Consider the following 23987-nt stretch of genomic DNA (forward strand, 5'->3'; position numbering starts at 1 on the left):
GCTTCAATGCTCCCCGGCCTCCTCCACCTTCGACCCCAGCGACACCGACTCCCACACCGCCACCACGATTAAGATGGCGCTCGTCGCCATTGACAGCCACAGCGGCGACAGTTCCGACGCGAACCACCACAGCACCAGCAGCAGGATGATGCCGATGCCGTGCGAAAGCTGGAGGAAGCCGCGGACCGCGTGCTTGAACAGGATGGTGCCGATCAGAAACACCAGGGGGCCGCCGATCGTGCTCAGAACCGTGCGGACGTCGGAATGGCCGGACGGATGCTTCAGCACCAGTTCGTCCGAGACCGCGGTCAGGATGATGCCGGCGATGATCGGCATATGCAGATAGGTGTAGGCGAGCCGCGCCAGGCGGCCGGACTCGCTTGACTTCGAGATCCGCTCCAAGCCGGCCTCCGCGCCCTTGTGGAAATAGATCCACCACATCGCGATGGCGCCGACCAGCGCTGAGACGAAGGCGAGAATGTTGCTCGCGGTCCACTCCAGTTCAGCGAAGGTCGCGCCGTTGACGATAATGGCCTCGCCGAGCGCGATGATGACGAATAGACCGCAACGCTCGGCCATATGGCCGCCTTCGACCGCCCAGGCCTCAACGGAAGAAAAGCCCAGCTTCGGCACCCAGAACCGCGCGGCCGGCGAGATGTATTCCCAGGTAACCGCCGCGATCCACAGCCATAGCCGCCTCTCGCCCTCGGCCAGGCCGCCCGCGATCCACAACGCCGCGGAGATCGACAGCCAGGTCAGGATGCGGATTGCGTTATGCCGCACCGCTGTTCGATGCAGCGGCGTTGCGAGCAGCCAGAACGCGGTACGCCCCACCTGCATGGCCGCATAGGCAATCGCGAACCACAGGCCACGGCCCTCGAAGGCGGTCGGGATCGTGGTCGACAGCACGAGGCCGCCCAACATCATCGCAAAGAGCAGGAGCCGGACCGGGGTCAGCTCGGGATTGAGCCAGTTGGTAACCCAGGCGGTGAAAACCCACAGCCACCACACCGCGAGAAACAGCACCGCGACGTGCACAGCGCCGAGCGGCGTGAAATGGTGCAGCAGCGTGTGCGATATCTGCGTGACGGCGAAGACGAAGACAAGGTCGAAGAACAGCTCGACGAAAGTGACGCGGCTGTGCTGGTTCGGCACAATGACGCGGAACATCGCGCCGTGCGGATTGTCCGCAGCCATCATCGTCCCCTCGTGGCGCTGGTCAGGTCAGGTGCAGCTTCGTCAGTTACCTGGCACGCCGGTTTGCAGCGCCAGCGCGTGCAGCACGCCGCCCATCTGGCCGCGCAGGGACTGGTAGACGATCTGGTGCTGCTGGACGCGCGATTTGCCACGGAAGGATTCCGAGATCACGGTCGCGGCATAGTGGTCGCCGTCGCCGGCGAGGTCACGGATGGTCACCTCGGCATCGGGGATCGCTGCCTTGATCATCGCCTCGATATCGTGGGCGTCCATGGGCATTCGGGTCTTGCTCCTTATCTCGGCTGCAAAGCAGCCTCATCATCGAATCGCTGCCGGGGGTCCCCTCGCCGGCAAGGTCAAACTTAGCGTGAACGGCCTTCTACGTCACGCCTTCCGGCACTATATCCCTGATCCCATCAGGACAAAGGCACGACAAAGTGCCGCGCGCGGCAGATTGATCGAAAAGGCGTGAAATCATGAAGCTTCCAGGGCCCGACCACCCGATCACCATCACCCCAAATCCCCGGCGCGTCCGCGTCACGGCGGGCGACATCGTGATCGCCGAGACCGGCAAGGCGCTGACCTTGAAGGAGGCCAGATATCCGGCAGTGCAATATGTACCGCGGGAGGACGCCAACATGGCCCTGTTGGAGCGTACCGACCGCGTCACCCATTGCCCCTACAAGGGGGACGCGAACTATTACAGCGTCAAGGCCGACGGCAAGACGCTGGACAACGCGATCTGGACCTACGAGACACCCTTCCCTGCGATGACGGAGATTTCAGGCCATCTCGCGTTCTATCCGGACAAGGTGAAGATCGAGGAAGTGGGATAAGCGCCGCAACCCACGACCGTCATGCCCGGGCTTGTCCCGCCTGCGCGGTCGAAGCCGCTCCGGCGAGGCGAAGGCCCGGGCATCCACGTTCTGTACGCGGTAAGGCGTGGATGGCCGGGTCAAGCCTGGCCATGACGGCGGAGAGGGCTGAATCAGCTACGTCCTGAAGATCGTGAGTCCCAATATCAGCAGCACCAGGAAGATCACGACGAAGACGTAGAACAGGAAGCGCGCGATATCGGCGGAGGCGGCCGAGATTCCGGTGAAGCCGAGCACGCCGGCCACGATCGAGACAAGGAGGAAGATCAGGGCCCATTTCAGGATCGACATCGCCAGCTCCGAACTGCCGCGTCTCACGGCCTACGCTGTTTTCGGCGAACGCTAACATTGCTGCGAGGAACTGGTTCCTAGAGGTAGTCGGGGGCGACCTCCGAAACAAACGGCCCTTGCTGAATCGAGTTCCCGGCGGCACAGTCCAGCCGAGGTCAGGATCGGGGCGGCCACGATGACGATGTCACATTCAGCGACGATCGGCGCGGAGGTGCATGCCGCGCCCACGAGCAAGGTGCGCAATCTGGCGATCGATCGCGCCCGCACCTTCCTCACTCTGGTGGTGCTGCTGCATCACGCGGTGATCCCCTATACCTATTTCGGGCATACCGATCCGAGTTATTTCTTCGGCTTCGACATGATCGTGCTCGCCACCGACAGCTTCTTCATGGCGATGTTCTTCTTCCTGTCGGGACTGTTCGCCTGGTCTGGCATCGCCCGGAAGGGAGTCCGGAGCTATTTGGCAGATCGCCTGCTTCGGCTTGGCCTACCCTTCGCGATCTGCGCCTTTACAGTCATTCCGCTCGCCTATTACGCGATCTCCCTGCGGCACCATCCCGAGATCGGTTTTGCGGAATTCTGGTGGAATATGGTCACGAAGGGCCCGTGGCCGAGCGGACCGATTTGGTTCCTTTGGGTCTTGTTTGCCTTCGACCTGGTGGCCTGTCTTTTGTACCGGCTGTCACCCAACCTGCTCGATCCGATCAATCGCCTCTCGCTACACGGTCGCCGCCGGCCCGCCGTGTTCTTCGCGGTCATGCTGGCGGTCACCGCCGCGTTCTACATTCCCGGGCTGGTTCACTACGGACACAGCAGCTGGTTCGAGTTCGGGCCGTTCTCGGTCCAGCACGGGCGCGTGATGCTGTACGCGACCTATTTCTTTTTCGGTGCCGGCATCGGCGTTGCGCAAATGGATCGTGGGCTGCTCTCTGTCGACGGCCGCATGGCGAAGGTCAGCTGGGACTGGATGGTCCTGGCGATCGTTCCGTATTGCCTGTTGTGGGGGCTGATCTTCATCAAGCGCGAAATACTGGGCAACCCGTCGCCGTTGCCGGATTGGTATGAAGCGCTTTATGCCATCTGCTTCACCGTCTTCAGCGTGGCCATCATGTTTCTGATCCTAGCCCTTTTCCAGAGGTTCAAGCAATCAGGCTCAGCCAGGCTGCTCGATCCAATGCAGGGCGACGCGTTCGGCATGTTCCTGGTGCACTATCCGATCGCGCTGTGGCTGCAATACTGGCTGTTCGACTATGACCTGCCGGCGATCGTCAAGGCTACGATCGGCTTTGTACTGACTGTCGCGGCGAGCTGGGCGCTGACGCGCGCGTTGCGGCAGATCCCGGGCGCGTCACGCGTGTTGTGAGGCACGGTCTCTCGGTCCGTAGCCCGGATGGAGCGCAGCGCAATCCGGGACCTCGCCACAAGTGATAGCGGTCCCGGATTACGCTTACGCTCCATCCGGGCTACAGATCTGATTTGTGGCAGCGCCTTACGCCGCCTTGCCGCTCATATATTCCGGCAGCCAGCGCTCGAACGACTTGCGCAAGCTGTCGATCGTAACCGGCGTCTCGCCGGCGATCGCGATGGCATCGCCGCCGGTGGTGCCGATCCGCACGCAGGGCACCTCGCAGCCGCGCATCTTGGCGAGCACGCGGCCGGCTTCGGTTTCCGGCACGGTGACGAGATAGCGCGCTTGGTCCTCGCCGAACCAATAGGCCTGCGGCACCAGCGCAGTCGGCGCCGCCAGCAGCTTGGCGCCGATGCCGCCCGCCATCGCCATCTCGGCCAGGGCGATCAGGAGGCCGCCGTCCGACAAATCATGCACGGCGGTCGCGGTGCCCGCATGGATCATGCCGCGCACGCAATCGCCGTTGCGCTTCTCGGCGGCAAGATCGACCGGCGGCGGCGCACCCTCCTCGCGGCCGCAAACGTCGCGCAAATAGACGGACTGGCCGAGCCAGCCATGGGTCTCGCCGATCAGGAGGATCGCCTCGCCCTCTGCCTTGAAGGCGAGCGACGCCGACTTGGTGAAATCGTCGAGCAGGCCGACACCGCCGATCGAGGGCGTCGGCAGGATCGCGCGGCCGTTGGTCTCGTTGTAGAGCGAGACGTTGCCGGACACGACCGGGAAGTCCAGCGTGCGGCAGGCTTCCGAGATGCCCTTGAGGCAGCCGACGAACTGGCCCATGATCTCGGGCCTTTCAGGGTTGCCGAAGTTGAGATTGTCGGTGATCGCGAGCGGCTTGCCGCCGACCGCGGTGATGTTACGCCAGGCTTCCGCGACCGCCTGCATCCCGCCTTGATAAGGATCGGCCTCGCAATAGCGCGGCGTGACGTCGACCGTGAGCGCGAGGCCCTTCGGCCCGTCCTGCACGCGCACGACGGCGGCGTCGCCGCCGGGACGCTGCATGGTGTTGCCGAGGATGACGTGATCGTACTGCTCCCAGACCCAGCGCTTCGAGCACATGTCCGGCGTGCCGATCAGCTTCTCCAGCGCAGCTCCAAGGCCCATCGGCGCCGGCACGTCGCGGGCATGCACGACCGGCAGCGCTGTGGACGGAACGTGCGGGCGATCATAGACCGGCGCCTCGTCGCCGAGCTCCTTGATCGGCAAATCGGCCATGACGTCGCCGCCATGCTTGACCACGAAGCGCTTGCTCGGCGTGGTGTAGCCGACAATCGCAAAATCGAGCCCCCACTTCGTGAAGATCGCCTCGGCTTCCTTCTCCTTCTCGGGCTTGAGCACCATGAGCATGCGCTCCTGGCTCTCCGAGAGCATCATCTCGTAGGCGCTCATGCCGGTCTCGCGGGTCGGCACTGCATCGAGGTCGAGGTCGACGCCGAGGTCGCCCTTGGCGCCCATCTCCACCGCCGAGCAGGTCAGGCCCGCTGCGCCCATGTCCTGGATCGCGATGACGCAGCCCTTTTCCATGATCTCGAGGCAGGCCTCGAGCAGCAGCTTCTCGGCGAAGGGATCGCCGACCTGCACGGTCGGGCGCTTCTCCTCGGACTTGTCGTCGAACTCGGCCGAGGCCATCGAGGCACCGTGGATGCCGTCGCGGCCGGTCTTGGAGCCCAAATAGACGATCGGCATGTTCACGCCGGAGGCCGCCGCATAGAAGATCTTGTCGGCGTCGGCGAGGCCTACCGCCATGGCATTGACGAGGATGTTGCCGTCGTAGCGGGTGTGGAAGCGCACCTGGCCGCCCACCGTCGGCACGCCGAAGGAATTGCCGTAGCCGCCGACGCCCGCCACGACGCCGGAGACGAGATGCCGCGTCTTCGGATGCTCGGGCGCGCCGAAGCTCAGCGCATTGAGGCAGGCGATCGGACGCGCGCCCATGGTGAAGACGTCGCGCAGGATGCCGCCGACGCCGGTGGTCGCGCCCTGATACGGCTCGATATAGCTCGGGTGGTTGTGGCTCTCCATCTTGAAGACCACAGCCTGGCCGTCGCCGATGTCGATCACGCCGGCATTCTCGCCGGGGCCCTGGATCACCCAGGGCGCCTTGGTTGGCAGGCCGCGCAGATGGATGCGCGAGGATTTGTAGGAGCAATGCTCGTTCCACATCGCCGAGAAGATGCCGAGCTCGGTGAAGGTCGGCTCCCGCCCAATCAGCTTCAGGATGCGCTCATACTCGTCGGGCTTGAGCCCGTGGGCGGCAACCAGTTCCGGGGTGATCTTGGGTTCGTTCTTCATGGATTCGAGGCTTTCGGCGGCGGTTTGGCCGTTCTTAGGAACATCGGACGGCTTCGAAAAGCCCTTTATGGCGCATTTTCCCGCTGTCCCACGTTTTGCGCCGGCAGGGCCGGCGGGAACGGGAATTGCACGGCGCGGTCGGATCGGATTTAAGGTCTAAAGACCCGCAATTGAAGGCCTATTTCCTTGCACGAATTGACCAAAGCGCCCCCGCCCCGCCGCCCCGACCTCCACGTCGCCACCGAGGGCGAATTTGTGGGCTGGCGGACCTGGATTCGCGACAGTTTTGAGTCCCATGTCGGCCCCTTCTGGCACCGGATCGAAGCGGACGGGAGCGTCCGTAGCGCCTTCCGCGTCGAGAAGAAGCACCTCAATGGCTCCGGCAACGTCCATGGCGGCTGCTACATGGCCTTTGCCGACTACTCCCTGTTTGCGATCGCCACCCATGTCCTGGACAGCCGGGCGGTGACGACCAACTTCGCCTGCGAATTCCTCGATGCGGCACGCGAGGGCGAACTGATCGAATGCACCGGCGAGGTCACCCGCGCCGGCGGCTCGCTGATCTTCCTGCGCGGCAAGATGATGTCCGGCGAGCGCGTGCTGCTCACCTTTTCCGGCACGATCAAGCGGATGAAGCGGAAGGCGCTCCCGCACCCAAACGCATAGCTCGACGCCTTCCCTTTTCGCGCGCCCTCGCCCAGACTTCCCACCAAGCGCTTTGGCGCCGGGGAGCAAGAACAAGGTGCCGCAGAGCACATCGGAGGCGGGTCGCACGGCGGCGTCCGCATCGACGCCGTTGCCGTCCACAGCCGCTACCGGCGTGCGAAACTGGCGCGACTATGCGTTGCTGCTCGCGCTCGCCTGCTGCTGGAGCTCGACCTATCCGCTGACCAAGCTCGCGCTTCCCACCATTCCGCCGATCACCTTCATCTCGGCGCGCTCGCTGATCGCGTTCCTCTTTCTGTTCGCGATCCTGCGGATGCGCGGCGTCAAGCTGCCGACCGACGTGAAGGCGTGGAAGCTGTTTGCGACCCAGCAGCTGATCAACTCGACCTTTCCGTTTCTGGTCATCACCTGGTCGCAGCAATACGTGCCGGCGTCGAACACGGTGGTGCTGGCTTCGACGACGCCGATCTTCGCCTTCCTGATCACCTCGCTGATCACGCGGCACGAGCCGGCGACGCTGCTCAAGCTCGCGGGCGCGATCCTGGGACTGGCCGGCACCGTCGCGATCGTCGGGCTCGATGCTTTGCATGGCCTTGGCAGCGAGATCGTAGCGGAGATCGCGATCCTGCTTGCCACCATTTCCTTTGCCTGCGCGACCATCTTCGGCCTCCGTCTCTCCGAGTACGATCCGATGGTGGTGGCAACCGGCTCTCTGCTGTTCGGCGGTCTCGTGCTGCTGCCGCCCGCGCTGATCATCGACCAGCCCTGGACGCTGCAACCGACTCCGACCGCGATCGTCGCCACCATCGTCATGGGCATCGTCTCCAGCGCATTGGGCCTGATGTTGTTCTATGTCTGCCTCGGCCGGCTCGGCACGCTGACGACCAACGCCCAAGGCTATTTGCGCATCCCGATCGGCGTCGGCCTCTCGGTGCTGCTGCTCGGCGAGAGCGTGCCGTCGAACCTCGCGCTGGGGTTATTGCTGGTGATGGCCGGTGTTGCCGCGATGACGGTGCCTGCTGAGCGGGTGAAGTGGCGGTAGCCGACAGTGATGGTCAATCCGCCGGAATAAAGCGGAGGGTACCTGCACGGCGCGTCGGTTTGCCGGTGTCGTTGGTGTGATTGACACCGTCCATGACGGGCACCTCAGGAAAATCGAATGGACTTACCCCGTCAAGGCAAGCCACGTTGACAGCATACAGATTCTGGTCCGATCGACGCTGATGATGCGTGTAGATTCCGCAGCGGGAACAGAAGAAATGCTGCGCTGATCTGGTATGGAAACGGTAGCTCGTCAGCGCATCCTCGCCCTTCAGGAACTTGATGCCGCCCATCTCCGCCATGACGACGACCGCACCGCGCATCCGGCAGTAAGAGCAGGTGCAGCGGCGGATCGAATTGAAACCGTCACTCAGCGTCGCCTGGAAACGCACCGCTCCGCAATGGCACTGACCAGCGCGGACGTTTGTATCACTCACCATGTTGCATGCTTCCTGGCGTTGCTGCGAATGACGACGCCGCTCGGCGACGTCAGCGGGCACAACGTTCTCTCAAATGTGGGCCGAACAATCAAAAGGAATCGCCCAAGGCATCAAAACAACTCACGCGGGCCGGACTCCTCACGCCGACAACTGCTTCTCCGCGATCGACAGCCACTCGGCCTGCGCCTTGCGCAGATATTTCGGCGCGCGCCGCATCTGGATTAGGAGCTCGTTGAAGACCATGCGCGCCTCTGCGGTGCGGCCGACCGTTTGCAGCAGCATGCCGTAGCGCACCCGCGCCTCGGCGCCGGGGAAGTAGCCGGCGAGCGCGTGATATTCCTCCAGCGCCTCGTCGACACGTCCGACCTCGGCGAGCGCGCGGGCATAGAGCAGATGCGCGTCGGCGGAATCGAAATCGGGCCATTGCTTCTGCAGATCGTCCAGCGTCGCCAGCGCATCGGCCGGGCGGCTGGCGGCAAATTGCGCCTGCGCCCTGCGCAGCGCGTAGGAGGGATCGTGGCCCATCGGCAGCTTCAGGATGTGATCATAATGCGCTTCCGCTTCGCCGAACCGGCCGATATTCGCGCACTCTTCCGCCAGCGCGGCGCGGTTGGCGATGGTATCGGTGCCGGCGAGTTGGTCGGACAGCTCGCGATAGCGCTTCTCGGGATCGAGGCGATTGGCGACACGCTGGCGCGCCTGCCGGGCACCGGGGCTGGAAAACCATTCGGGAATGAGCTCGACCGCGATATAGGCGAGCGCGCCCATCATCGGCACCAGCAGGATGATGAAGGCCCAGGGCCGCAACCGTCCGGTTCGCGAGGCGTGATAGATCAGCGTGATATCGAGCAGCAGAACGACCAAAGCAACGGGCATGTGACATCCGGAAAGCACAACGACAGCCGGCCTCCTGATAATGCAATCGAACCGATGAAACAACTTTGAGTTGCGTCAACCGGCAAGAAATCAGCGAACCCGGACGCGCGCCTTAATGGTGACGAGGAGTCAGTCGCCGCAAAACCTATGCAGGTTCACGCGCCTCGCGTAGCAATCCACTCGCCAGCACTCGAAACGCGTCGACGGCCTTGCTCAGCACATTCTTGGGATCGTCGGCTGCCGCGACCCACAAGGCGGCGCTGAGCGCAGCCCCGTTCAGCAACCGCCCCGCCGCTTCGACATCGACCGGCTTCACGATTCCCTGCTCGATCAGCGCACGGATCGTTCGCATGGTGATATCGAGACAGGCGTTCTCGCCGGGCCATTTGGAGGGATCGCCGAGCACGGCAGGTCCATCCAGGAGCATGATGCGCTGGATCTCAGGTTCGAGCGCCATTTCGATATAGGCGCTTCCCTCGGCGAGCAGGCCCAGCCACGGGTTGGGCGCTTGCTCCCGAACGATGCGGAGCCGCTCCGCCATTTCACCGTCGATCTGCTCGACGACGGCCCAGAGCAGCCCCTTCTTGTCTTCGAAGTTGTGATACAGCGCGCCCCGCGTCAGACCGACGGCCGCAGTGAGTTCGTCCATCGACGCGTCTGCATAGCCCTGCGTGGCAAATGCCGCGCGTGCGGCGCGGATGAGCCTGGCCCGGTTTTCCGCCATGGCCGCGGCGCGCTTCCCCTTTGCCATGCCCTGCCCCCTTGACATACGCCTCGTATGTGAGCGATATCTCACATACGAAACGTATCTGAAATTGCCGTGACGCGCCAGCCATGGAACACCCACGATCCGCTCACGCCCATTAACCGAAAGGCCCTGCCATGCCCCAGCGAGAGGCAATCTTCCCCGCCAACCGCCACGCGCTCTATCAAGTGCATCGCTACTCCGCAGCGATCCGCTCCGGTGACCTGCTGTTCGTGTCGGGGCAGGTCGGCAGCCGCGAGGACGGCTCGCCCGAACCGGTATTCGAGGACCAGGTCCGGCGCGCGTTCGCCAATTTGCGTGCCGTGCTCGCCGCTGGTGGATGCACGCTGGACGATGTCGTCGATGTCACCACGTTCCACACCGATCCGGCGAGCCAGATCGAGACGGTGATGGCCGTTCGCGCCGAGGAGATCGGCGATCCTCCCTATCCGAACTGGACGGCCGTCGGCGTGAACTGGCTTGCCGGCTTCGACTTCGAGATCAAGGTCATCGCCCGCATTCCCGTGCTCCAGTAAGCTTCCGGGCGGCCATACGCCGGCCGCCAGCAGACAACTTGGCCGGGCTACTTGTTGGCGTCGTCCGCCAGCATCTTGCGGTACTTTTCGACGTCGCGCGTCACGAGCTTTTGCAGCACGTCGGGCGCGTGCTCGTCGGCATCGGGCGCGACGGTCGACAGGTCGGCGAAGCGCTTCTTCACCGCTTCGGTCTCGACGGCCGTGCGCGCCGTGGCATTCAGCTTGGCGATCACGGCCGGCGGCGTGCCCTTGGGCGCGAACAGGCCGTTCCAGCCTTGTGCCTCGAACTCGGGCAGGCCCGCTTCTGCCGAGGTCGGCAGATCCGGCAGCGTTGAGAGCCGAACGGTCGAGCCGACCACGAGGCCCTTCACCAGCTTGTCGTTGATCGACTGCGACACCGAGGCGGCCGCGTCGCAGACGCCGTCGATCTGGCCGCCGACCGCGTCGGTCAGCGCCGGCGCGGCGCCGCGATAGCCGATCAGCGTCGCGTCGATCCCGGCTGCTGTGACGAAGCTTTTGCAGATCAGATAGTTCGAGGAGCCGACGCCGGCATGGCCGAAATTGATCTTGCCCGGATTCGCCTTGGCATAGGCGATGAACTCTTTCAGGTCCTTCGCTGGAAAGTCCTTGCGCAGCGCGATGATGCCGAACGTCTTCGCCACCATCGCGATCGGCACGAAGGAATCAGGCGTGAACGGCAGTTTTGGATAGATCGTGTAGGTCGCGGCATTGGTGCCGGCATTGCCGATCGCAATCGTATAACCATCCGGCTCGGCGCGGGAGGCCCGCGCCAGCGCGGTCGAGCCGCCGGCCCCCGCAACATTCTCGATCACGATGGGCTGGCCGAGCGCGATGCCCATCTGCTCGGCCACCGCCCGCGCGATCACGTCCGAGGTGCCGCCGGCCGCGAACGGCACGATCATGGTGATGGGACGCTTGGGATAGTCCTGCGCGGATGCGCAAGTGGCGATCGAAAATGTCGCGAACGCTAGCGCCGCGATCGCGGCGAGCGCACGCTTCACCACGAACGAGATCACGCGGCTTTTTCCAGATGCTGGGCGAGACCGGCGAACAAGCCGCGACCATCGGTGCAGCCCATGATGTCTTCGACGTGGTTTTCCGGATGCGGCATCATGCCGAGCACGTTGCCCCGGTCGTTGACGATGCCGGCGATCGAATGCGCGGCGCCGTTGATGTTGTTGAAATCGTCGACTTCGCCGGCAGCGGAGCAATAGCGATAGAGCACCCGCCCCTCGCCTTCGAGCCGCTTGATGGTCTCTTCGTCCGCCTCGTAATTGCCCTCGCCATGGGCGACCGGCACGCGGATCACCTGGCCGGCATTGTAGCCGCGGGTGAACGGCGTGTCGGAACGCTCGACGCGCAGATGCACGTCGCGGCAGATGAATTTCAGCCGCGCGTTACGCATCAGCACGCCCGGCAAGAGACCGGACTCGCACAGGATCTGAAAGCCGTTGCAGACGCCGAGCACGAGGCCGCCCTTGGCCGCATAGTCGCGCACCGCATCCATCACCGGTGCACGCGCCGCAATCGCGCCGCAGCGCAGGTAATCGCCGTAGGAGAAGCCGCCGGGCACGACGACGAGATCGGTGCCCGCAGGCAGCGCGGTCTCGGCGTGCCAGACCATCGCGGGCTCGCTGCCGGAGATCAGCCTCAACGCGCGCGCCATGTCGCGCTCGCGGTTGATTCCGGGAAAGACGAGGATGGCGGCTTTCATGGCAGAGGTTCCGACGCGGCTGGGAATCGAGGCTGGCCAACGGGCCAATTCGTGAACAGACATAACCATTTGACGGAGATTTTACCAGTGCTAGCGTTGCGGAGCGCCCTTGTACACAGGCCATAGCCACGCGCCTTTGGCCGCTCGATTTGCCCGGGATTGAAGCCATGAACGTCCCGTCGCTGCCCGCATCTCTCGCCGAAGCAGTATCCGCCGAGGGCGTCGTCGCCGCCGGCGCTTATGTCGACGGCCGCCGGGTCGCCAATATCGCCATCAGCGAGGCCTCGAGCTGGCGAGCCAAGCCCGGCCATGTCGTGTGGATCGGGCTGCACGAGCCCGACATGGCGCTGCTCGGCGCGGTGCAGAAGCAGTTCGACCTGCACGACCTCGCGATCGAGGACGCCAACCACGCCCATCAACGGCCGAAGATCGAGCAATATGGCGAGGCCCTGTTCATCGTCGCGCGCACCGCGCAATTGATCGAGGGGCGCATTGCCTTCGGCGAGACCCACATCTTCGTCGGCGAAGGCTATCTGGTCTCGGTGCGCCACGGCGCCTCGACCTCCTACACGCCGGTGCGCGAGCGCTGCGAGAGCTGTCCGCGGGCGCTCGCGCGCGGCGAGGACTACATCCTCTATGCCATCCTCGATTTCATCGTCGACAATTACTCGCCCGTGCTGGAGAGCATCCACGACGAGATCGAGAGCATCGAGGACGACGTGCTCTCCAAGCAGATCAGCAAGGCGCAGATCGAGCGGCTCTACATGCTTCGCCGCGACCTGTTGCGGCTGAGGACCGCGATCGGCCCGCTGGTGGAGGTCTGCCGCCGGCTGGAGCATGACGACCTCTCGATGGTGCGGCAGGCCATGCAGCCGCTGTTCCGCGACGTCACCGACCACGTCCGCAACATCCAGGAGCGCATCGATTCCATGCGCGAGGTGCTGGCCTTCGCCTTCGAGGCAAGCCTTTTGGTCGGCCAGGCCCAGGAGACGGCGGTATCCAAGAAGCTCGCATCCTGGCTCGCCATCATCGCGGTCCCGACCGCGCTCGCCGGCATCTACGGCATGAACTTCAAGCACATGCCTGAGCTGGAATGGGAGTACGGCTATTTCATGCTGCTGGGCGTGATGCTGACGGCATGCGGCTCGCTGTACTGGCGTTTTCGGCGGGCCGGGTGGCTGTGAGTCCAGACGCTCAGACTGGTTACATGCCTCGTCTGCCAGACCACGTGCTCTGCGCCACCTGAAGGTCGTGCAGCATGAGAAGCTGCTCTTCTCGACAGGCGCTCAGCTCAGACCTGATTTCGTCGATCTTGTATTCGACATCACCGAGCGTTTGCTCGACCTGCTTCAGCAGCTCCAAAATCAGCTCTTTGCCGATATCCGCCACTCCGCTCAGCCTTTCATCTCGATCGCATAATTCTCGATCACGGTGTTCGCCAAGAGCTTGTCGGCGGCCTCCTTCAGCGCCGCCTCCGCCTTGGACTTGTCCGCGCCGGCGAGCTCGATGTCGAACACCTTGCCCTGGCGGACGCTGGCGACGCCGTCGACGCCGAGCGACTTCAGCGCGCCTTCGATGGCCTTGCCCTGCGGATCGAGGATGCCGGTCTTCAGGGTAACGGTGACACGTGCCTTCACGTCAATAGTCCTCTCTCAGCTCTTCACCAGCACCGGGCCGGTGCCCTGGGGCCGCTCGTTCTCCATGAGGATGCCGAGACGCTTTGCGACTTCGGTGTAGGCCTCGAGCAGACCACCGAGATCCCTGCGGAAACGATCCTTGTCGAGCTTCTCGTTCGACTTGATGTCCCACAGCCGGCAGCTGTCCGGCGAGATCTCGTCGGCGACGATGATGCGCATCATCTCGTTCTCGAACAGGCGCCCGCACTCCATCTTGAAGTCGACGAGGCGGATGCCGATGCCGAGGAAGAGGCCGGTGAGGAAGTCGTTGACGCGGATGGCGAGCGCCATGATGTCGTCGATCTCCTGCGGCGTCGCCCAGCCGAAGGCGGTGATGTGCTCTTCCGACACCATGGGGTCGTTGAGCTGGTCGTTCTTGTAATAGAACTCGATGATCGAGCGCGGCAGCTGCGTGCCCTCCTCGATGCCGAGGCGCTGCGACAGCGAGCCGGCGGCGACGTTCCGCACCACCACCTCGAGCGGCACGATCTCGACCTCGCGAATCAACTGCTCGCGCATGTTGAGGCGGCGGATGAAATGGGTCGGCACCCCGATGTCGTTGAGGTGCTGAAACAGGTACTCCGAGATCCGGTTGTTGAGGACGCCCTTGCCCTCGATCACCTGATGCTTTTTCGCATTGAACGCGGTGGCGTCGTCCTTGAAGTGCTGGATCAGGGTACCGGGCTCGGGGCCTTCGTAAAGAACCTTTGCCTTGCCTTCATAAATGCGACGCCGACGGCTCATGGGGATGTACCGTGTTTTGTTGAAATCCATGAATTTGGTGTGCTCCGGTTGACTAGGATTACGACCCACAGCGGAGCTGCCGTGAACGGCCAGGAACCCATCTATAACCCGTTGGAAACAGAACGGGAACCAAGCCTTAGGCAACCTATCCGATTGGCTGTCCGAGCACAATCGATCCGGCCGTCCGGCACCAACTTATACCGTCTTGCCTGCGGCTTAACGGCCCGTTGTTTTGCCGATTCGTGCTATCTATGTAGGCATGCAGCCGGGTCGCCGCAACGGAAGGCTCCCGCTCCATTCAGCGAGGATTTGGAACAGGCATGAGCGAGTTCGACAAACGCCAGGAAGGCTTTGAGAAGAAGTACGCCCTCGACGAGGAGCAGAAGTTCAAGGCGGAGGCCCGCCGCAACCGGCTGCTCGGCCTGTGGGCAGCCGAGAAGCTCGGCATCACGGGTGATGCCGCCATCGCCTATGCCAAGGAGGTCGTCGCGGCCGATTTCGAGGAGGCCGGCGATGCCGACGTCGTGCGCAAGCTGACGGCCGATTTCGCCGCCAAGAACGTCACCGTCACCGAGCAGGCGATTCGCGCCAAGATGAGCGAGTTGCTCGCGGTTGCCGCCGCCGAGGTGAAGGCGGGGAAATAATCGAGTCAACCGACCCGCTGGCGCGCAATAGCCTTGCGCGCCGGCGTTCTTCTTCTGCCTTCCCGCGTGGTCGAGACATTCGGCCCGGCATAGTTGCGGCGGATGGTTTCGAGCAGGCGCTCTGCGGCAGCGCTCAAAAACCCGTCACGACGCGTGACGAGGATGATATCCTGGTGCGCATCAAGGTCGCCCACGGCGATCGTCGCAATCGAGCCCGCACGCAGCTCCTCCGCCACATGGCTTTTTGCCAGCAGTGCAAGACCGAAGCCCGATTCCACCAGCCGCTTCTGCGCAGTGAGGCTGTCCACGGCCGTCCATTCCACCTCGCCAAGTCCCCGCGTCAGAAACAGCGCGAACACGTGAGCCGCGGCAATCTCGCGGCGCCCGCGAATCTCGGGGAATGCGATCCAGCGCTCGCCACCAAGCTCGGCGAGGCGTTTCACCCGCTGTCCGGCGCGAGGATGGTCGGGCGCACAGACCACTTGCAACGATTCGCGCAGGATCTGCTCGCAGGCGAGATCGCCCGAGCCGTCGGCGTTGTAGCGCAGGCCTATCGTGGCCTCGCCGCGCCGGATGAGATCGCTGACCTCCGCGCTGGTCGCCGTCCGCAAGCTCAGCACGACGGCGGGATGCTCCTTGGTAAACCGCTTCATGATGGTCGAGAGGCGGCTGTCAGCGAGCGTCCCGGTCACGGCCAGCGAAACCGGCCCTGCATTCTGCTTGGTCAGTGCGCGGATCGCCTGTTCGGCATCCTGCGCCGCGGCCACTGCGCGCTCGGCATAGGGGATCAGCACGCGCCCGGCATCGCTCAGCCGGGTGCGGCCTGCCACCCGCTCGAACAGGGGAACGCCGAGCTCCTGCTCCAATAGAGCGATACGGCGCGAAATCGCCGGCTGCGAGCGGTGCAGGAATTTCGCGGCATGCGAAATCCCGCCTCTGCGATGAACCGCCAGGAAGGTGTTGAGGGCGTCACTGTCCATCGCGACCTCATGCAAAAAGCTGATGATATCTGACAGAATAACAAATTTGGCGGATGACGAAAGTGCGCCTAAAGCTCGTTGGGATAGACAATGGAGACGAGCCATGACGAGCCAGTTGGACAAGGCGAGAGCGTTTCGCGCGTTGCACGAGCGGCCCGGTGCCTTCATCATTCCCAATCCATGGGATGCCGGCACCGCGAAGCTGCTCGCGGCGATGGGCTTCGAAGCCCTGGCCACTACGAGCCTCGGGGTCGCCAACATGCTCGGCAGCAGCGGCGTCAGCCTCGACGTCATCCTCGCCAACGCACGCACGATCGTCGAAGCCACCGACCTGCCCGTCAGCGTCGATCTCGAGAATTGTGGCGCACATGAGCCGAGACGCGCCGCCGAAGCTATTCGGCGTGCCGCAGACACTGGCGCGGTGGGCGGCTCGATCGAGGATTTCAGCGGCGATCGCGATCGCCCGATCTACGACTTCTCCCACGCCGTCGAGCGCGTCCAGGCCGCGGTGGAGGTGGCACGCGCGCTGCCCATTCCGTTCACGCTGACGGCGCGGGCCGAGAACTTCCTGCACGGCCGCAAGGACATCGACGATACGATCCGCCGTCTGCAGGCCTTCGAGGCCGCTGGCGCCGACGTCCTCTATGCGCCGGGCCTGTACGATCTCGCCACGATCAGGACGGTGGTGTCCTCGCTGGGCAAGCCCTTCAACCACGTGATGGGCTTTGCCGACCCGACGCTAACCGTCGAGCAATTGTCCGCCGCTGGCGTCAAGCGCATCAGCGTCGGCGGAGCCATGTCGCGCTACGCGCTCGCAGCGTTCCTGAACTGCGCGCGCGAGATGAAGGACAAGGGGTCCTTCACCTACATCCGCGAGATGGCGCCGGTCGGCGAGCTGCGCGCCGCCTTCGCCGCGGTCACTCCTCCTTGAAGCCGTACTCCGGCACGTTGCCGCTGGCGCCGTAATATTTATACGGCAGGAACTTGCCGCTCATGGTGATCTTGACGCGGTCGCCCTTGGGGTTGGCGACGCGTTCGATGCCCATGTCGAAGTCGATCGCCGACATGATGCCGTCGCCGAACTCCTCCTCGATCAGCGCCTTCCAGGCCGGACCGTTCACCATCACCATCTCGTAGAAGCGGTAGATCAGCGGGTCGGTCGGCGGCATCGGCGTGCCGGTGCCGCGCATCGGCACCTCGTTGAGCATGGCAACTTCCGCCTTCGACAGGCCGAACAGCTCGCCGGCATTGGCAGCCTGCGGCTTCGTCAGCTTCATCTGGCCCATGATCGCACCGACGATCAGCACCTCGGAATAGCCGCCGATCTTTTCGCAGATGTGCTTCCAGCTCCAGCCCTTCTCGCGCTTGATGTCGAGCAGTTTTTCGGTGAGGTCTTCGCGTTTCATTAGGGTCTCCTTGCTAGGCGCTCAATCCGGGGTTTGTCCCCGGCATCCAGGTCTGTCGCGGCTCTTCGCCGCTTGATGCGATCGAGAGCCCGGGCTTGCCGATCTGCACCGTCGGCACATTGCGCGGATCGTGATCCGGCTTTTCAGTGGTAAAAGTCTTGCTGCGCGTCACCAGGAAATCGATGATGTGGTTGCGCAGCGCGTAGTACAGCGGATGGCGGTGCAGGTCGGTGCGGCCGCGGTCCCGCGGCAGCGGGTTCTCGACCACCTCCGCCAGCACCGCGCCGGGACCGTTGGTCATCAGGAAGATCTTGTCGGCGAGATAGATCGCCTCGTCGACGTCGTGGGTGATCATGAACGCGGTCTGCCCGGTCTCCAGGCAAATCCGCCGCACCTCGTCCTGCAGCGTGCCGCGCGTCAGCGCGTCCAGCGCCGAGAACGGCTCGTCCATCAGCATCATCTTCGGCATGATCGACAGCGCCCGTGCGATGCCAACGCGCTGCTTCATGCCGCCCGACAGCTCCGAGGGACGCTTGTGCTCGGCGCCGGAGAGGCCGACCAGATCGATGAACTTCTGCGCATGCGCCTTGACCTTGGCGCGGTCCCAGCTGCGCCATTTCGAGCTGACGGCATAGGCGACGTTGCCGAGCACCGTGCGCCAGGGCAGCAGCGCATGGCTCTGGAAGATCACGGCGCGGTCGAGGCTGGTGCCCGAGATCGCCTGACCGTCGACGATGACCGCGCCCTCGCTCGGCGCATCGAGCCCGGCGAGGATGTTGAGCACCGTGGTCTTGCCGCAGCCGGAATGGCCGATCACGCAAGCGAACTCGCCGCGCGCCATCGAGAGCCAGAGGTTCTCGAAGATGGTGGTCGTCGCGCCGCCCGCACCTGGATAGCGCTTGGCGATGCCTTCGATCGAGATGAACTTGTCGGTCATCGCCTCTACTCCGGAAACGTGACCATGCGCGTGAAGCGCGCCAGGATCTGGTCGAGCAGCATTCCGACGATCCCGATCAGGAGGATCGCGATGATGACGTTGGTGATCGACAAATTATTCCACTCGTTCCAGACGAAGTAGCCGATGCCGGTGCCGCCGACGAGCATCTCGGCGGCGACGATCACGAGCCAAGCGATGCCGATCGAGATGCGCATGCCCGTCAGGATGGTCGGGGCCGCTGCCGGCAGGATCACGGTGAAGGCCCGCCTGACGGTGCCGACCTCGAGCGTCCGCGCGACGTTGATCCATTCCTTGCGCACGCTCGCGACGCCGAACACCGTGTTGAGCAGCATCGGCCAAATCGAGCAGATGAAGATGACGAAGATCGCGGAGACCGAGGAATCCTTGATGGTGTAGAGCGCGAGCGGCATCCAGGCGAGCGGCGAGATCGGCTTCAAGACCTGGATGAACGGATCGAGCGCCTTGCTCAGCAGCGGCGACATGCCGATCAGGAAGCCGAGCGGGATCGCCACCAGCACGGCCAGCAGATAGCCGGTGCCGACGCGCGCAATGGAATAGCCGAGCTGGATGCCGAGCCCCTTGTCGTTCGGCCCGTTGTCGTAGAACGGCCGCTTCAGATGCTCCCAGAGCTTTGCGCCGACATCGAGCGGCCCGGGCATCGCCGATTTGCCCTGCGTCGCCGTGAGCCCCATCAGCTTGGCGTATTCCGGGCTCATCGTCGCCGTCGTGCCGGTCGAGCGTGTGGCGAGATGCCAGATGCCGAGGAAGGCGGCGAGCAGCACGAGAGAGACGAGGCCAGCGCGGAGGCGGAGGGAGGCGGTCATCTCCCTCTCCCCGTTCTTACGGGGGCGCGACGAGCTTCGCTCGCGCTGAGAGGGTCGGGGTGAGGGGCCTCCCTCGACACGTGAGATTGTCGAGGGACCTGTACCCCCGACCTCTCCCCGCAAGCTGGGCGAGGTGAAGATAGAGCGCGGGCCATCACGACGCCTTCCTGATCTTGAAGCTCGCCAGATAGTCCTCGGGCTTGGCCGGATCGAAATTCTTGCCCATCACCGCGAACGACTTGTAGGCACTCGCCGGCGGCGTGAGGCCCATCTCGGTCATCAGCTTCTTGGTATCGGTTGCCAGATACACCTGCTCGGCCACCGCCTTGTAGTCGACGTCGCCCTTGATCTGGCCCCAGCGCTTCATCTGCGTCAGCATCCAAACCGCAAAGGACTGCCAGGGGAATGGATCGAAATCGACGCGCTTGGGATCGGTCTTCACCCCGCCGAGGCCGTCGGCATAGGTGCCGGTCAGGACCTGCTCCAGCACGGTGACAGGCGCGTTGATGTAGTTCGCAGGCGCGATGGCCTCGGCGATCTGCTTGCGGTTCTCGGCCTTCGAGGCGAAGGCGGTGGCATCGACGATCGCCCGCGTCAGCGCCGCGAAGCTGTTCGGCGCTGACGTGATGAACTCGCGGCTGGCGGCAAAGCTGCAGCAGGGATGGCCATCCCAGATCTCCTTGGAGAGCAGATGCATGAAGCCGACGCCGTCATAGATCGCGCGCTGGCAGATATTGTCGGGCGCAAGGAAGCCGTCGATATTGTCGGCGCGCAAATTCGCGACCATCTCCGGCGGCGGCACCGAGCGCAGCTGCACGTCGGTATCGGGATCGAGACCGTGCTCGGCGAGGTAATAGCGCAAGAGATAATTGTGCATGGAATAGTCGAAGGGGATGGCGAATTTCAGCCCCTTCCAGTCCTTCGGATCGCGCTTGTCCTTGTGCTTGCTCGCCAGCACGATGCCCTGCCCGTTGATGTTCTCGATGGCCGGGACGGTGAACGGAATGGCGTTGGCGCCGAGCCCGAGCGAGATCGCGATCGGCATCGGTGCCAGCATGTGCGCGGCGTCGTATTCCTTGTTGATGGTCTTGTCGCGGATCACGGCCCAGCCGGCGGTCTTCACCACTTCGACGTTGAGGCCGTGCTTGGCATAGAAGCCCATTGGCGCTGCCATGATGATCGGCGTGGCGCAGGTGATCGGGATGAAACCGACCTTGAGGTCCTTCTTCTCGGGCGCGCCGGCTTGCGCGAACACCTCGGTCGCCGTCTTGATCGGGAAGAATTGCGAGAGCGCCGCGAGCGCGGTCGATGCTCCGACCGACTTCAGGAAGGCGCGCCGCGCCACGTCCTGCGGAAACATCGCGCGCATCAATGCGGAGGCGACGACGCCCTCGTAGCGCTTCTCTTCGCTTGCGACCGGCTCGCAATACAGCGCCGTGGCCTGCTCATGCTCTGCGTCGGAACCATGCTGGCCGCAAACACAGCCGGCTCGAAGCTTGCGATTGGGATCAAACGGATTGTCGAACGTGGACATCGGCCCTCCTGCGCGTCAATGCGAGAAGGAATTACGCAAGGAGCATGCCACCGACGAATAGGCAGGCATTGCCTTGATGACGCAGCATTTTCACCCGCGCTTGGCCGCTACGAAAACTCGTGATAAACGAGATTTCGTAGTTCAATTACGAGATTTCGCAATGGCAACGACGCCAATGCCCGTCCACGACGAGGTGGCCCCCGTCATCGACCCGCGCATCGCGGCCTTCGAATCCTCGGTCGAGGCGATGCTGCTGGTCGATCCCTACGGCGACCAGATCGTCGATGCCAATCCCGCCGCCTGCGCCCTGCTCGGTTACGACCGCGCTTTGCTGCGGCAGACCAGGGCCAGCACGCTCCATGCCGGCGAGCTTGCCGCCCTCACCGTCTTCACCCAGGCCGTGCTGCACAAGGGCGCCTACTGGACCACGGCGCTCAATCCACGCCATGCGACCGGGCAAGATCTCAAGCTCGAATATGCCGGCTGCCTGCTGCCGCATGACGGCCGCACGCTGCTGCTGCTGACGCTGACCGATCTCGAAGCCCGCCGCCGGCGCAATGTCGATGCAGCCGCCGAAGACCACATGCGCGGCGGCATCTCGACTTGGCAGCGGGTCGAGCGCGTGTTCCAGGACATCGAGCGCGAGAACCAGCTGATCCTGCGCGCCGCCGGCGAAGGCATCTATGGCGTCAACGCCGAAGGCAAGACCACCTTCGTCAATCCCGCGGCCGAGCGCATGCTGGGCTGGACCGCCGAGGAGCTGGTCGGCAAGGAGATCCACCCGATCGTCCACCACACCCATCACGACGGCCGGCACTATCACAACCACGACTGCCCGATCTATGCGGCGTTCCGCGACGGCGCCGTGCACCAGGTCGACGGCGAGGTGTTTTGGCGCAAGGACGGCTCGCCGGCCTGGGTCGAGTACACCTCGACACCGATCCGCGACCGCGGCGTCGTGGTCGGCGCCGTCGTGGTGTTTCGCGATGTCAGCCAGCGCCGCGAGGCCGCCGAGAAGCTGCACGCGGCCCTTGCCGAGGTCGACCGCTTGCGCGAGCGGCTCGAGCTGGAGAACGCCTATCTCCAGGAGGAAATCCGCATCGAGACCAACCCGCGCGGCATCATCGGGGGCAGCGAGGCGATCCAGAAGACGCTGCGCCAGGTCAAGCTGGTGGCGCCGACCACCGCGGCGGTGATGATCACCGGCGAATCCGGCACCGGCAAGGAGCTGATCGCGCGCGCCATCCACGAGGATTCCACCCGCAGCGACCGGCCGCTGATCCGCGTCAACTGCGCCGCGATCCCGCGCGAATTGTTCGAGAGCGAGTTCTTCGGCCATGTCCGCGGCGCCTTCACCGGCGCAACGCGCGACCGCATCGGCCGCTTCGAGCTCGCCGACGGCGGCACGCTGTTCCTGGACGAGGTCGGCGAGATCCCGCTCGAGCTGCAAGGCAAGCTGCTGCGCGTGCTGCAGGAAGGCCATTTCGAGCGTGTCGGCGAGGCGCGCACCCGCGCGGTCGACGTTCGCGTCATCGCCGCGACCAATCGCGATCTCAAGCAGGAGGTCCAGCGCGGCCGCTTTCGCGAGGATCTCTACTTCCGTCTCAACGTGTTTCCGATTGAGACCGTCCCCTTGCGCGAACGCCGCGAGGACATTCCCCTGCTGGCCCAGCATTTCCTGACGCGCGAGAGCAAGGCGCTGAAATCGAACCTCCGTCTGTCGGAGGGCGATGCGCGGCGGCTGACCCGCTACGACTGGCCCGGCAATGTCCGCGAACTGCAGAACGTGATCGAGCGCGCTGCGATCCTGGCGCAGAACGGCCGCCTGCGCATCGATCTGCCCGATACTTCAGGCGCACAAGCGCCTAGCGGCGCCACCCGCCATAGGCCCGACGCGCGCCCCGCAATCATGACGTCGTCGGAAATGCGCGACCACGAGCGCGCCAACATTCTCGCCGCGCTCGAGGCCTGTGCCGGAAAAGTTTTCGGCCCCGGCGGCGCCGCCGAGATCCTCGACATCAAGCCGACCACGCTGGCCTCACGGATCAAGGCGCTGGGAATCGCACATCGTCCGCAAGGGGCCCATCCTTCGAGACGCCCGCTTTAGGCGGGCTCCTCAGGATGAGGTCGGAGTGCGCGGCCACAGTATCAACAGACACCGGTGCCGCTTAGCCTCATCCTGAGGAGACCGCGAAGCGGTCGTCTCGAAGGACGAGGCGCGCGCTCAGGCTGCCTTGGTGGTGACGTCCGATGCGATCGGCAGGCCCTGCTCGATCGGCAGCGACGGATCGCGCGACCATTCGTTCCACGAGCCGAAATACATCCGCACGTCCTTCACGCCGGCGTTCTTCAGCGCCAGGAACGTGTTTGAAGCGCGCGCGCCCTTGAAGCAGTAGAGGTAGACCGGCGTGGTCTGCGAGATGCCGACGGTGGCGCATTCGGCCAGAATCTCATCCTTCGATTTGAAGCGCGGGCCTTCGGCGGTCGGCTTCATCATCCGATACCATTCCAGCCATACGGCGCCGGGAATGCGGCCCTTGCGCGGGCAGAAATCCTTGCCGTACGGGGACGAGCTGTCGCCGATCCACTCGTCGACGTCGCGGACGTCGAGGATCGCGATGCCCGGCTTGCCGACGGCGGCGAGCATGGTCTTGGCGTCGATCAGGATCTCGCCCGCTTCAGGCACGATCGAGAACGAGGCCTTCTCAGGCGCGGGCACATCCTTGGTCACCGGGAAGCCCGCGGCCGACCAGGCGTCGAAGCCGCCATGCAGCACCTTCACCTTGGGATAGCCGAGCATGGTGAGCAGGTAATAGCCGCGGCAGGACTGGCCGAAGCCGGAGTTCATCGACTGTTCGTAGATCACCGCCGTCTCCTTGCCGGAAAGACCGGCGCTGCCGAACGCATCGGCGAACTTGGTCTTGAGCTCGGCCATGCCCTCGGGCGTGGAGGTCGCGAGGAACGTGAAGATCTCATGCACGTTGACGGCGCCCGGCAGATGGCCGGCGGCGTAGGCGTCGGGATTGCGGGTGTCGATGACGACACACGGCTCGGTCTTCAAGAGATCGGCGAGTTCGACGGCAGTGATCAGAACGTCAGTCATGGCAGCCTCTCCGTTG

At 64.2% G+C, this 23987-nt stretch carries 27 protein-coding genes; 9 read left to right on the forward strand and 18 right to left on the reverse strand.

Annotated features, from left to right (window positions below):
* Window positions 1–3: 3 nt before the first annotated feature.
* Both GA0061099_RS32530 and GA0061099_RS32535 read right to left on the reverse strand, forming a co-directional pair.
* Window positions 4–1197, reverse strand: coding sequence for a low temperature requirement protein A (locus tag GA0061099_RS32530; protein WP_036027841.1), 1194 nt, complete (start codon window positions 1195–1197; stop codon window positions 4–6).
* A 42-nt stretch (window positions 1198–1239) separates the two neighbouring features.
* Window positions 1240–1476, reverse strand: a complete 237-nt coding sequence (locus tag GA0061099_RS32535) for a BolA family protein (RefSeq protein WP_036012929.1) — start codon at window positions 1474–1476, stop codon at window positions 1240–1242.
* A gap of 197 nt (window positions 1477–1673) precedes the next feature.
* Between GA0061099_RS32535 and GA0061099_RS32540 the strand changes: the two genes are divergently transcribed.
* Window positions 1674–2033, forward strand: coding sequence for a DUF427 domain-containing protein (locus GA0061099_RS32540; RefSeq protein WP_036027833.1), 360 nt, complete (start codon window positions 1674–1676; stop codon window positions 2031–2033).
* 156 nt (window positions 2034–2189) lie between these two features.
* Here the strand turns inward: GA0061099_RS32540 and GA0061099_RS32545 are convergent, their stop codons facing one another.
* The gene (locus GA0061099_RS32545; protein WP_036027834.1) at window positions 2190–2363 is read right to left on the reverse strand and encodes a DUF1328 domain-containing protein; all 174 of its coding nucleotides are present in this window, start codon (window positions 2361–2363) and stop codon (window positions 2190–2192) included.
* A gap of 175 nt (window positions 2364–2538) precedes the next feature.
* Between GA0061099_RS32545 and GA0061099_RS32550 the strand changes: the two genes are divergently transcribed.
* Window positions 2539–3726 (forward strand): acyltransferase family protein, encoded by a 1188-nt coding sequence (locus tag GA0061099_RS32550; protein ID WP_085972307.1) that lies wholly within the window; start codon window positions 2539–2541, stop codon window positions 3724–3726.
* A gap of 126 nt (window positions 3727–3852) precedes the next feature.
* Here GA0061099_RS32550 and purL read toward each other — a convergent pair whose 3' ends face one another.
* Window positions 3853–6063 carry a phosphoribosylformylglycinamidine synthase subunit PurL gene (purL, locus tag GA0061099_RS32555; RefSeq protein WP_036027835.1) on the reverse strand — a complete coding sequence of 737 codons (2211 nt, stop codon included), beginning with the start codon at window positions 6061–6063 and terminating at the stop codon, window positions 3853–3855.
* 186 nt (window positions 6064–6249) lie between these two features.
* Between purL and GA0061099_RS32560 the strand changes: the two genes are divergently transcribed.
* Window positions 6250–6729: a PaaI family thioesterase gene (locus GA0061099_RS32560; protein WP_036027836.1), complete on the forward strand. Its 480-nt coding sequence runs from the start codon at window positions 6250–6252 to the stop codon at window positions 6727–6729.
* 76 nt (window positions 6730–6805) lie between these two features.
* A complete protein-coding gene (locus GA0061099_RS32565) occupies window positions 6806–7771 on the forward strand; it encodes a DMT family transporter (RefSeq protein WP_036027843.1) in 966 nt (321 codons plus the stop codon).
* A gap of 13 nt (window positions 7772–7784) precedes the next feature.
* On the opposite strand, the gene GA0061099_RS32570 is transcribed toward GA0061099_RS32565, so the two are convergent.
* The 3 genes from GA0061099_RS32570 to GA0061099_RS32580 all read right to left on the reverse strand — a co-directional run bounded on the left by GA0061099_RS32570 (window position 7785) and on the right by GA0061099_RS32580 (window position 9837).
* Complete coding sequence (locus tag GA0061099_RS32570; RefSeq protein WP_036012975.1) at window positions 7785–8210, reverse strand: GFA family protein; 426 nt, start codon at window positions 8208–8210, stop codon at window positions 7785–7787.
* A gap of 138 nt (window positions 8211–8348) precedes the next feature.
* Window positions 8349–9086, reverse strand: coding sequence for a tetratricopeptide repeat protein (locus GA0061099_RS32575; protein WP_036027837.1), 738 nt, complete (start codon window positions 9084–9086; stop codon window positions 8349–8351).
* Window positions 9087–9231: 145 nt separating this feature from the next.
* Entirely contained in the window at window positions 9232–9837 is a 606-nt protein-coding gene (locus GA0061099_RS32580) for a TetR/AcrR family transcriptional regulator (RefSeq protein ID WP_036027838.1), read from the reverse strand.
* A gap of 131 nt (window positions 9838–9968) precedes the next feature.
* Between GA0061099_RS32580 and GA0061099_RS32585 the strand changes: the two genes are divergently transcribed.
* The gene (locus GA0061099_RS32585; protein WP_074448244.1) at window positions 9969–10367 is read left to right on the forward strand and encodes a RidA family protein; all 399 of its coding nucleotides are present in this window, start codon (window positions 9969–9971) and stop codon (window positions 10365–10367) included.
* Between the two features lie 47 nt (window positions 10368–10414).
* Here GA0061099_RS32585 and GA0061099_RS32590 read toward each other — a convergent pair whose 3' ends face one another.
* Window positions 10415–11404 carry a tripartite tricarboxylate transporter substrate binding protein BugD gene (locus GA0061099_RS32590; protein ID WP_036027845.1) on the reverse strand — a complete coding sequence of 330 codons (990 nt, stop codon included), beginning with the start codon at window positions 11402–11404 and terminating at the stop codon, window positions 10415–10417.
* Complete coding sequence (gene purQ, locus GA0061099_RS32595; protein ID WP_036027846.1) at window positions 11401–12102, reverse strand: phosphoribosylformylglycinamidine synthase subunit PurQ; 702 nt, start codon at window positions 12100–12102, stop codon at window positions 11401–11403. The genes GA0061099_RS32590 and purQ overlap by 4 nt, the downstream gene beginning before the upstream one ends.
* Before the next feature lie 167 nt (window positions 12103–12269).
* Here purQ and GA0061099_RS32600 point away from each other — a divergent pair, with 167 nt between their 5' ends.
* On the forward strand, window positions 12270–13286 hold the full coding sequence (locus GA0061099_RS32600; RefSeq protein WP_036027847.1) for a magnesium and cobalt transport protein CorA: 1017 nt from the start codon (window positions 12270–12272) through the stop codon (window positions 13284–13286).
* A gap of 19 nt (window positions 13287–13305) precedes the next feature.
* Here GA0061099_RS32600 and GA0061099_RS32605 read toward each other — a convergent pair whose 3' ends face one another.
* Genes GA0061099_RS32605 through purC form a run of 3 tightly spaced genes read right to left on the reverse strand, consistent with a single transcriptional unit; the run spans window position 13306 to window position 14522 of the window.
* Complete coding sequence (locus GA0061099_RS32605; protein WP_036027848.1) at window positions 13306–13491, reverse strand: hypothetical protein; 186 nt, start codon at window positions 13489–13491, stop codon at window positions 13306–13308.
* A 5-nt stretch (window positions 13492–13496) separates the two neighbouring features.
* The gene (purS, locus tag GA0061099_RS32610) at window positions 13497–13739 is read right to left on the reverse strand and encodes a phosphoribosylformylglycinamidine synthase subunit PurS (protein WP_036027849.1); all 243 of its coding nucleotides are present in this window, start codon (window positions 13737–13739) and stop codon (window positions 13497–13499) included.
* Window positions 13740–13754: 15 nt separating this feature from the next.
* On the reverse strand, window positions 13755–14522 hold the full coding sequence (purC, locus tag GA0061099_RS32615) for a phosphoribosylaminoimidazolesuccinocarboxamide synthase (RefSeq protein ID WP_172782948.1): 768 nt from the start codon (window positions 14520–14522) through the stop codon (window positions 13755–13757).
* Between the two features lie 320 nt (window positions 14523–14842).
* Between purC and GA0061099_RS32620 the strand changes: the two genes are divergently transcribed.
* The gene (locus GA0061099_RS32620; protein ID WP_036027850.1) at window positions 14843–15166 is read left to right on the forward strand and encodes a DUF1476 domain-containing protein; all 324 of its coding nucleotides are present in this window, start codon (window positions 14843–14845) and stop codon (window positions 15164–15166) included.
* 5 nt (window positions 15167–15171) lie between these two features.
* On the opposite strand, the gene GA0061099_RS32625 is transcribed toward GA0061099_RS32620, so the two are convergent.
* Complete coding sequence (locus GA0061099_RS32625) at window positions 15172–16269, reverse strand: LysR family transcriptional regulator (protein ID WP_244429364.1); 1098 nt, start codon at window positions 16267–16269, stop codon at window positions 15172–15174.
* On the opposite strand from GA0061099_RS32625, the gene GA0061099_RS32630 reads away from it, so the two are divergent.
* Complete coding sequence (locus GA0061099_RS32630) at window positions 16250–17077, forward strand: isocitrate lyase/PEP mutase family protein (protein ID WP_036027851.1); 828 nt, start codon at window positions 16250–16252, stop codon at window positions 17075–17077. The two genes, GA0061099_RS32625 and GA0061099_RS32630, sit on opposite strands and share 20 nt — an antisense overlap.
* On the opposite strand, the gene cynS is transcribed toward GA0061099_RS32630, so the two are convergent.
* The 4 genes from cynS to GA0061099_RS32650 all read right to left on the reverse strand — a co-directional run bounded on the left by cynS (window position 17064) and on the right by GA0061099_RS32650 (window position 20868).
* Window positions 17064–17552, reverse strand: coding sequence for a cyanase (gene cynS, locus GA0061099_RS32635; RefSeq protein WP_025037304.1), 489 nt, complete (start codon window positions 17550–17552; stop codon window positions 17064–17066). The two genes, GA0061099_RS32630 and cynS, sit on opposite strands and share 14 nt — an antisense overlap.
* A gap of 13 nt (window positions 17553–17565) precedes the next feature.
* A complete protein-coding gene (locus GA0061099_RS32640; RefSeq protein ID WP_036027852.1) occupies window positions 17566–18489 on the reverse strand; it encodes an ABC transporter ATP-binding protein in 924 nt (307 codons plus the stop codon).
* A gap of 5 nt (window positions 18490–18494) precedes the next feature.
* Window positions 18495–19334: a nitrate ABC transporter permease gene (ntrB, locus tag GA0061099_RS32645; protein ID WP_036027853.1), complete on the reverse strand. Its 840-nt coding sequence runs from the start codon at window positions 19332–19334 to the stop codon at window positions 18495–18497.
* Between the two features lie 154 nt (window positions 19335–19488).
* Window positions 19489–20868, reverse strand: coding sequence for a CmpA/NrtA family ABC transporter substrate-binding protein (locus tag GA0061099_RS32650; protein WP_036027854.1), 1380 nt, complete (start codon window positions 20866–20868; stop codon window positions 19489–19491).
* A gap of 160 nt (window positions 20869–21028) precedes the next feature.
* Here GA0061099_RS32650 and GA0061099_RS32655 point away from each other — a divergent pair, with 160 nt between their 5' ends.
* Complete coding sequence (locus GA0061099_RS32655; RefSeq protein WP_036027855.1) at window positions 21029–22975, forward strand: sigma 54-interacting transcriptional regulator; 1947 nt, start codon at window positions 21029–21031, stop codon at window positions 22973–22975.
* Window positions 22976–23092: 117 nt separating this feature from the next.
* Here GA0061099_RS32655 and GA0061099_RS32660 read toward each other — a convergent pair whose 3' ends face one another.
* The gene (locus GA0061099_RS32660) at window positions 23093–23971 is read right to left on the reverse strand and encodes a sulfurtransferase (RefSeq protein ID WP_036027857.1); all 879 of its coding nucleotides are present in this window, start codon (window positions 23969–23971) and stop codon (window positions 23093–23095) included.
* Window positions 23972–23987: the final 16 nt, after the last annotated feature.

Source organism: Bradyrhizobium yuanmingense, from assembly GCF_900094575.1.
Lineage (GTDB): Bacteria > Pseudomonadota > Alphaproteobacteria > Rhizobiales > Xanthobacteraceae > Bradyrhizobium > Bradyrhizobium yuanmingense.

What these genes read in the sequence shown, in the direction of transcription:
- GA0061099_RS32535 (WP_036012929.1), bottom strand. Translation starts at nt 1,476, where the DNA reads ATGCCCATGGACGCCCACGATATCGAGGCGATGATCAAGGCAGCGATC.
- purQ (WP_036027846.1), bottom strand. Translation starts at nt 12,102, where the DNA reads ATGAAAGCCGCCATCCTCGTCTTTCCCGGAATCAACCGCGAGCGCGAC.
- GA0061099_RS32650 (WP_036027854.1), bottom strand. Translation starts at nt 20,868, where the DNA reads ATGTCCACGTTCGACAATCCGTTTGATCCCAATCGCAAGCTTCGAGCC.
- GA0061099_RS32600 (WP_036027847.1), top strand. Translation starts at nt 12,270, where the DNA reads ATGAACGTCCCGTCGCTGCCCGCATCTCTCGCCGAAGCAGTATCCGCC.
- cynS (WP_025037304.1), bottom strand. Translation starts at nt 17,552, where the DNA reads ATGAAACGCGAAGACCTCACCGAAAAACTGCTCGACATCAAGCGCGAG.
- GA0061099_RS32530 (WP_036027841.1), bottom strand. Translation starts at nt 1,197, where the DNA reads ATGGCTGCGGACAATCCGCACGGCGCGATGTTCCGCGTCATTGTGCCG.
- GA0061099_RS32660 (WP_036027857.1), bottom strand. Translation starts at nt 23,971, where the DNA reads ATGACTGACGTTCTGATCACTGCCGTCGAACTCGCCGATCTCTTGAAG.
- GA0061099_RS32570 (WP_036012975.1), bottom strand. Translation starts at nt 8,210, where the DNA reads ATGGTGAGTGATACAAACGTCCGCGCTGGTCAGTGCCATTGCGGAGCG.
- GA0061099_RS32540 (WP_036027833.1), top strand. Translation starts at nt 1,674, where the DNA reads ATGAAGCTTCCAGGGCCCGACCACCCGATCACCATCACCCCAAATCCC.
- GA0061099_RS32580 (WP_036027838.1), bottom strand. Translation starts at nt 9,837, where the DNA reads ATGGCAAAGGGGAAGCGCGCCGCGGCCATGGCGGAAAACCGGGCCAGG.
- GA0061099_RS32655 (WP_036027855.1), top strand. Translation starts at nt 21,029, where the DNA reads ATGGCAACGACGCCAATGCCCGTCCACGACGAGGTGGCCCCCGTCATC.
- purC (WP_172782948.1), bottom strand. Translation starts at nt 14,522, where the DNA reads ATGAGCCGTCGGCGTCGCATTTATGAAGGCAAGGCAAAGGTTCTTTAC.
- GA0061099_RS32545 (WP_036027834.1), bottom strand. Translation starts at nt 2,363, where the DNA reads ATGTCGATCCTGAAATGGGCCCTGATCTTCCTCCTTGTCTCGATCGTG.
- GA0061099_RS32585 (WP_074448244.1), top strand. Translation starts at nt 9,969, where the DNA reads ATGCCCCAGCGAGAGGCAATCTTCCCCGCCAACCGCCACGCGCTCTAT.
- GA0061099_RS32620 (WP_036027850.1), top strand. Translation starts at nt 14,843, where the DNA reads ATGAGCGAGTTCGACAAACGCCAGGAAGGCTTTGAGAAGAAGTACGCC.
- purL (WP_036027835.1), bottom strand. Translation starts at nt 6,063, where the DNA reads ATGAAGAACGAACCCAAGATCACCCCGGAACTGGTTGCCGCCCACGGG.
- GA0061099_RS32550 (WP_085972307.1), top strand. Translation starts at nt 2,539, where the DNA reads ATGACGATGTCACATTCAGCGACGATCGGCGCGGAGGTGCATGCCGCG.
- GA0061099_RS32640 (WP_036027852.1), bottom strand. Translation starts at nt 18,489, where the DNA reads ATGACCGACAAGTTCATCTCGATCGAAGGCATCGCCAAGCGCTATCCA.
- GA0061099_RS32575 (WP_036027837.1), bottom strand. Translation starts at nt 9,086, where the DNA reads ATGCCCGTTGCTTTGGTCGTTCTGCTGCTCGATATCACGCTGATCTAT.
- GA0061099_RS32630 (WP_036027851.1), top strand. Translation starts at nt 16,250, where the DNA reads ATGACGAGCCAGTTGGACAAGGCGAGAGCGTTTCGCGCGTTGCACGAG.
- ntrB (WP_036027853.1), bottom strand. Translation starts at nt 19,334, where the DNA reads ATGACCGCCTCCCTCCGCCTCCGCGCTGGCCTCGTCTCTCTCGTGCTG.